The 7,231-nt window shown below is 48.1% G+C and carries 5 protein-coding genes; 1 reads left to right on the top strand and 4 read right to left on the bottom strand.

Going from position 1 to position 7,231, the window contains the following annotated elements; translation table 11 throughout:
* Together VIM87_RS17710 and VIM87_RS17705 are read right to left on the bottom strand one after the other, a co-directional pair.
* Positions 1–2,083, bottom strand: a 2,083-nt coding sequence (locus VIM87_RS17710; RefSeq protein ID WP_331998290.1) for a reprolysin-like metallopeptidase, incomplete at its 3' end; no start/stop codon positions are given.
* Positions 2,084–2,273: 190 nt separating this feature from the next.
* The gene (locus VIM87_RS17705) at positions 2,274–2,639 is read right to left on the bottom strand and encodes a DUF2200 domain-containing protein (RefSeq protein WP_331998289.1); all 366 of its coding nucleotides are present in this window, start codon (positions 2,637–2,639) and stop codon (positions 2,274–2,276) included.
* A gap of 84 nt (positions 2,640–2,723) precedes the next feature.
* On the opposite strand from VIM87_RS17705, the gene VIM87_RS17700 reads away from it, so the two are divergent.
* A complete protein-coding gene (locus tag VIM87_RS17700) occupies positions 2,724–3,233 on the top strand; it encodes a hypothetical protein (RefSeq protein WP_331998288.1) in 510 nt (169 codons plus the stop codon).
* Between the two features lie 7 nt (positions 3,234–3,240).
* On the opposite strand, the gene VIM87_RS17695 is transcribed toward VIM87_RS17700, so the two are convergent.
* Positions 3,241–6,066, bottom strand: coding sequence for a M1 family aminopeptidase (locus VIM87_RS17695; RefSeq protein ID WP_331998287.1), 2,826 nt, complete (start codon positions 6,064–6,066; stop codon positions 3,241–3,243).
* A gap of 115 nt (positions 6,067–6,181) precedes the next feature.
* A partial coding sequence (locus VIM87_RS17690) for an AraC family transcriptional regulator (protein WP_331998286.1) occupies positions 6,182–7,231 on the bottom strand: 1,050 nt, incomplete at its 5' end.

The raw sequence follows: 7,231 nt of genomic DNA, 5'->3' as shown, positions 1-7,231 counted from the left end.
CAGCGGTCCATCCTACGGTAGCCGATGTAGCGGTAACAGCAGATGCAATTAACCCTGACGGAGCAGCACAGCCGGTACCGGATGTAATAGTGAAGTTGGTATTGGAAATGTCAAAGAAAATATTTCCTACCGCTTCTACTTTTATTCTTGCGGTGGTAGTAGGGGTATTAGGAACCGTTACCGCCTCGCTGCCATCATTCGGAGTGCTGGCCACTAAGGTGCTGAAGGTAGTGCCTCCGTCTGTAGAGATGGATATTTTTACATTCGCGCAGCTAACCGGCGATGCGGTGGTATTTGCTACACTCCAGGTGACCGTTTGTGATGAATTGCCGGCCCATGATACCGCCGTATTAGGCGCCGTTACTGCAAAAGGCCCGGATGAATTGGTAACGGTTACCGTCATATCCGCAAAATTGGTTTGCCCGATGCTTACCGGTGCGGTAGAACTATAAGGTGCATTATCCCTTACCGTTAGCCGGAAGCTCAAAGTTCTTGAAACGGAGCTCAGTGCTTCCGTATTAGCGCCCGCATCCCCGCCTGTTAACGGGCCGGAGACTAAGCCGCCTGCAAGAATGGTGGCCATTTTGGGAAAATACCTTGTGGGCGATGTGGTTGGCGCAAATGAGATCCAGTTGGGGCCCGATGCTTTGGTAGCGCTGGCCACACTGGCAGATCCTGTTTGTGAGGAGGATGCGCTGTTATTTTGCTCCCAGCAATACGTGAGCACATCACCGGCATTGGCGTCAGTAGCTGAACCGGTTAATGCAAACGGGGTGCTGATAGGGATCGTAAAATTACCGCCGGCATTTACAACAGGCGTAGCGTTATTAGCGGCTATGCTGGTAGTTATGGGGCAGGTTTTGCTGGAAAGATTGGCCTGGATCTGTGCAATGGAAGCGGCATGATAAATATCAATGGAATGCGGGGCAAGATCCTGGCTGGTAATACCGGCATAACCCATAATAGTGATCCCTGAGCCGGGTTCCACATTCACGCCGGTGCCTTCATTGCTCATGGAAAAAGTATGGTTGGCGCCCAGCTGGTGCCCTACTTCATGCACTACATAATCAATATCAAAATTATCTCCCTGCGGAATAGCATCTGCAGGAGAAGTAAAGCCGCTTCCTTTTGAATTGTCAGAACAAATGCAACCTATACAACCGGCATTACCGCCACCGCCGGATGCACCGAACAGGTGGCCGATATCATAGTTCGCGGCGCCGATCACAGAGGTCAACGTGTTTTGCAGCTCGCTGTTCCAGGCTCCGCCGGCGCCGGAGCTGGCTGAGGAATACGGATCTGTAGACGCGTTATAGTAAAACACATTGGTGGTTGCCGCAATCAGGTTAAGATGGATAGCCAGATCCTTTTCATAAACCCCATTGCAACGGGTAAGCGTAGCATTAACAGCTGCCAGCACCAGTGCAACCTGTGAAGCGCTGGTAGCGCCAAAATAATTGGAGTATTCGGCCGTAACAGATTGAGCCAGCCGCAGTGTTTTCATATCGCCGGTTGACCTGGCAGCAACGTCAGATACCTTGCGGGCTATATCATCTGACAATTTTTGCTCCGGGGTTGAACACTTCCAGGGCAAGGTCTTTGGCCGTTTCTTGAATACAGCGTAAACCGTATGGTCGGCAGAATAAGGTTCAATAAATTCGGTTTCCTTTGCTGTACGGAAAACGGTTGTCTGGATCCCCTGCGGAGAAATGCTCAGCTTTAATGTAGCATATTTATCAGTGATCCCTTTTCCTGAAAAAGCTCTTATTTCAGGGAATTGTGCCTGTAATGCAGGCTCGAAATTGGAAGCTTCCACAATTTCAAACTGTTCCATTTGCCCGTCTGCATTCGGCAAAGAGATAATGGTTGCATGGGCCGATGCATTCCGGACTGTTTTAAATGCTTCATTCCGGAAAGGAGTAAAACTCAGGTCAAATAACTGGAATTCGGCCGGAAATGCAAGCCGGGCCACTGCTTTGTCGGGAGTGATCCTGGCGGCATCGGTATGGGGCCTCCAATAATCCTGGGCAAACGAGATGGTGCTGCATAGCAATGCAGCTGCGAAGAGTAGAACTTTTCTCATGTAGATAGGGTTTTTTAGGGTAAAAAAAATGCTCTCTACATAAATCTAGTCTAATTCACTGCGGCAGAATTGCAGTGGGTTGTTCTACCCGGGAACCTTTATTGGGGTTATCTTCAGCTTAATTTGTTGACACACAGCATATTGAAAGCTACAGAGAAAGAAGAAATAAAAAAGACCGGCTCCTGCCCTTCTACGATCCGCGCAGGATCTTCTCCATTTTCCTGCCCTTCGCCAGCTCATCTACCAGCTTATCCAGGTACCGGGCCTGCTGCGTCAAAGGATTTTCGATCTCCTCTACACGGTACCCACAGATCAAACCTGTGATAAGCTTCGCATTGGGGTTTAGCGAAGCACGCTGGAAGAAGGTTTCAAAAGTTACCCTTTCGTTTATCAGCTCCTGCAGCTTTTTGTTATCGAAGCCGGTTAACCATTCTATAACCTGGTGTAATTCTTCTTTTGTTCTGCCTTTCTTCTCAACCTTTTCAACATACATAGGATAAACCGAGGCAAAGATCATTTTTGCGATACGCTGATTATGTGTGTTGGAAGTGTCCATACCTTATAATTTTAGCGCTATATTAACAAAAAGGATAGTTATCTTCATACCATGATACGGGCAATCATTTTTACCGCAATTTTAATGTCTGCGGCCATAGCAACTAAGGCACAGTCTCCTTTATATTACGGCCCTCAGCATAACTTACAGCCGGCCTTCGGAAATGCCGGCCAGGCAGCTGATACCAGCTCCAGCTACCATCCAAAGAAATGGTTTATCACAAAATATGCCGGCATTACCACCGGTTTTATTGGATTTAAGGGAGGCAGCAGCACCTTCCTGTCCGCCCCATTGGAATATCAGCTTAACCGGCAACTGACCAATAATATCTTTGCTTTCGGAGGGGTTTCGGTAACACCTTCTCTTATACAATTCAATGGTGCATTCTATCAACCCGGGCTTGACAAGAACTATGGTTCAATGCGGACTAACAATTTCAGCATTAACCCTGCTGCCAGAGTAGGCGTAATGTATATCAGCAATGACAGAACATTTTCTATTTCAGGCAGCGTTAGCGTAAGCAGAAGCAGCTACTACGGCTACTCTCCTCTTTATGCACCTGCTTATGCTCCGGCGAATCCTCATGTGCAGTAAAAGCGGCTCACACCTCCGCTACCTCTATATAAAAATCATCCTCATCTACCTCGAAATCACCTGCGTTCATTTGCTTCAACATAATGATCTGCTGCTTGGTTGTAGGATAAATAAAACCAAACCGGCCCGGGGCAACCGTTACTTTTACCGGCATCTTAAACCCTGCGGCATCTGCCAGCCAGCGGTAGCTTAGCTGCAGATTGCTACCCTTTTCTTTCAGGGATATTTCCAGCTTCGGCAGGCTGGTGTACTTCAGATACTGATCAAAGAACCAGCTGTAATCTTTACCCGTACGCATGGAGATGTAGCTTACCAATTCATCGGCCGAAAGGGTCTGGTAACGGAAATGCTGCTGTATATCCTTTAACAGCGTAAACCACAGGGTATCATTATCCAGCACAAAGCGGAAAGTATTCAGCATCAGGCTCCCTTTGGTATACATATCCTCAATATCGTAGTGGATATGATTTACATTATAAACGCCGGTAACAGGCTCGCGGTTACTTACCTGGTCTTTCTGCGCATTCAGGTACGCTACCCCCAGGGCTTTGCCCTCGCTGCATTCCACCATAAGACCTTCTGCATAGGTGGCAAATGCCTCATGCATCCACATGTCGGCAATATCTTTACAGCTGATCGCATTTCCCCACCATTCATGTGCACATTCATGCCAGATTATAGGCGCATAGTCCGGGCGCATGCCCTCTTTGATCTTGCCCATGCATACACCGCTCTGGTGCTCCATGGGATAAGGGCTTTCAAGCAGGGTGAAACCATCCCGGGGAAACGGGTATTTCCCAAAATGTTGTTCAAAACAGGCCAGCATGGGCTTTACCTGCGCAAACATGGTTCTCGCGCGTTCTAAATTATAGGGCATCACATAATAGTCCAGCGTTAATGTATCCTGGCCGCTGATGTAGACATCTTTAAAAGAAGCGTATTTACCAATACAAAAAGTAGCGTTATAATTATTGATGGGATAGGTCACCAGCCATTCATACCGGGTTTTACCGGCGCCTGCCGGCGTTTTCCGCTGCAAACGGCCATTGGATATCTCAGTATAGCCGTTGGGTATAGTGATCCAGATCTGCATGCTGTCCGGTTCATCAGACAAATGATCTTTATTGGGCCACCATAAGCTGGCGCCGGAGCCCTGGCATACTACCTGTACCCAGGGATTGCCCTGCTCGTCCTTGTCCCATAGTATACCGCCGTACATCGGGATCTTAAGGTCAGGCTCCTGCGGTACGCCATCGTAATACACCATGATCGTTTCTTCGCTGCCTGCCGGCAGCGTATTGGGGAACTTTACAAATACAGCATCATCCTCCCGGGTAAATGACAGCGGCTGATCCCCGTACAGGATCTTTTTGATGCGCATATTGGCGTACAGATCTATCTGCATCCGGTTAAACGGGGCCACCACTTTAAAACGGATCCGGTTACTGCCTTCAATGGAGCGGTGCTCCAGGTTCACATCCACATCCAGGTGATAAAAACTAACATCATAACAGGTACGGAGCGGCGACAACATACCACGTAGCGTATCGGCCCGGGTAAAGCCGTTCTGACGGTTAGAAATATGCGCTGCTTTGGCAGAGGGTTTGGCAGCATCCTTCTTTTGTTTTACGGAATCCTGCAGCACAGGCAGCAGAATGTTATAGTTTTCCCAGAAAGCGGGATCATAGTCGTTCCCTATCTCATGGTTCATGGATGACCTATCGTTACTAATGCCTGTAGCAAAGCGTTGCAGGCTATCCTTGCTCACATCGGTGACCAGCAGGTAAAAATCACCGGACCATGGCACATCTTTCATTCCCCGCTTACTGCTGTTCAGTACAAACTCCCAGTGACGCTGTACGGTACTCAGGTAAGTTTTATTATTGTATTGCTTGTAGGTGACCGCCATCGAGATCTTTGTAAAATCGAAGCTGGCCTTTATGACCTTGGACATGATCATATAATTGATACCGCCTTTTCCATGATGGTTCACATAGTCATTCCCGGCCGGGGTTGTCTCCATCTCACACCTTACCAGCGCCATGTTAGCTTCGTCAATATAGATCTTTGCCTGTACCAGCCCTTTGCGGTTATTTTCTTTGGGCTCCAGGTTTAACACCAGGAGATTCCGGTTGCCTTCGCGGATCGTTTCCTTGTAGTCACAGGTATAATAGCGGAAATTGCGTTCATTCAGTATATTATTCTTTGCGTCAAGGTATTTCTGCAGGTCTTCGTTCAGGGAGGAGTAGGCCGTGTTCGTAATATTACCGATCCAGTTATACAGTTGTGGATCTTTACTCCAGTCCACCTTCTTTTTACGGCCTTTAATAATGCGGATCTGGTCTTTATGATCCCGGCCGGTACGATAGGTTTTGTAAATATCCATGACCGATTCAATGAAATTAACCGTATCTCCAGCCAGGCGGATATTTTCCCTGTAAAATGCGGTCAGCCGCACATCGGCGGTATCATAATTATCCGGTATGTTATGGATCATTTGCCGCAGAATACCATAACCATTGCGCACATTTACCGCTACAGCCGGGAGCAGGTAAACAGCCGGCTCCAAACGGATGTCCATCTCCTGTAAGCTGGCGGCAGGCAGGGGCATGGTAACAGACTGGTAACCGATGCAGGAGATCAGCAGGGTATCCTGCCAGAATTTTTCCGCTATTTTAAAAATGAACTCCCCCGCTATATTAGCAACCGTACCAATGCTGCCGTTCTTTAACTGGATATTGGCATAAATAACTGGTTGATGGCTCCCCGCATCGGTGATCCTGCCGGAAAGCGTTATGAATTTTTCCTGGGCAACAACCTGGTTACCGGTCAAAAGAACCAACAATAACAAACAAAGACGCAAATAATGTTTCATCTCCTTTTTTCAGGTAAAGCAAGGCATTTCAGGCTGTTATATCTACTCAAATCCGGAATTGAATAGCATTTTCCTACTCATTTTCCGGTTTTGGCTGCTTTTCCAGCTGCAGGGTCATATATTCCCTGGGCGACATTCCGGTATGGCTCCGGAAAGCGCGTTGAAAAGTTGCCTGCGAATTAAACCCCGCATCAAAAGCCATGGCCAGGATGGTCATATTATCCTGCCGCAGCTCCCGTACATTTTGCTTAAATGCCTCCACCCGGTACCCGTTCACAAACTCATTAAAGCTTTTCTGCAAGTGCTGGTTCAGGATCAGTGAAATGGTTTTCTGGGGCAGGCCCGTATGCCGGGATAACAAGGCCAGGTTCAGCTCAGGATCCAGGTAAAGGCGGTCCTGCTCCATAGCTTTTTTCAGTAACGGTTCCGCTTCTGCTATCAGCTTCACGGGCGGCGGAGCCACAACTTTTTTGGAAATCGGCGTTTCCGCCGGCGCCATCAGGTAACCTTTTATTCCCAGGCAGTAGATCAGTACCACCAGGGGAATATATACCGGGTACCAGTCAACCGTATTCAGCACCATATCTGTTAGTGACGGTATCACATAAGGCACCAGGTATACAAACCATATTACCTGGAAAACAAGGAAAAGACGGATAAACTGGCGCATCCATTGGGTGTACGGCTCCTTTTCCGCGCTTACCGTGGCCAGGTACCTGGCGGAGAGCCAGAGATACACGGTAATAGAGCCCCAGCGGGGAATATCGGCATATACATTATAGCTGTCAATAAAACGCCCCAGGAAATCGGGGGCCGGTATTGAAAAGTCCAGCAATGCAGCTGCAAAATATATTACTATGCTAAGCTGCGGCCCGCAATCTATTATCACCGGCAAAAAATGTAAGCGCTGCTTCCGCCTGATCCTGAAGTTGGGATCTATGGTGCTTTTGACATAGAAATACAACAGCGGCCCAAGGGGCATAATAATAACCAGCGGAATAAGATTGCCCACCAGGTTCAGAACAGGATTATCCGAGAACCGGGGCGATTCAAAAAGGTACAGGTTCAAACAAGCCAGCGCTATGAGTAGTATAAGGGTGCCCAGTAAACGGTTGGGACGGGA

Source organism: Chitinophaga sp. (assembly GCF_036569125.1).
Classification (GTDB): domain Bacteria; phylum Bacteroidota; class Bacteroidia; order Chitinophagales; family Chitinophagaceae; genus Chitinophaga.
This window is presented reverse-complemented; position numbering and strand designations above follow the sequence as displayed.

What these genes read in the sequence shown, in the direction of transcription:
- VIM87_RS17705 (WP_331998289.1), bottom strand. Translation starts at nt 2,639, where the DNA reads ATGGACACTTCCAACACACATAATCAGCGTATCGCAAAAATGATCTTT.
- VIM87_RS17700 (WP_331998288.1), top strand. Translation starts at nt 2,724, where the DNA reads ATGTCTGCGGCCATAGCAACTAAGGCACAGTCTCCTTTATATTACGGC.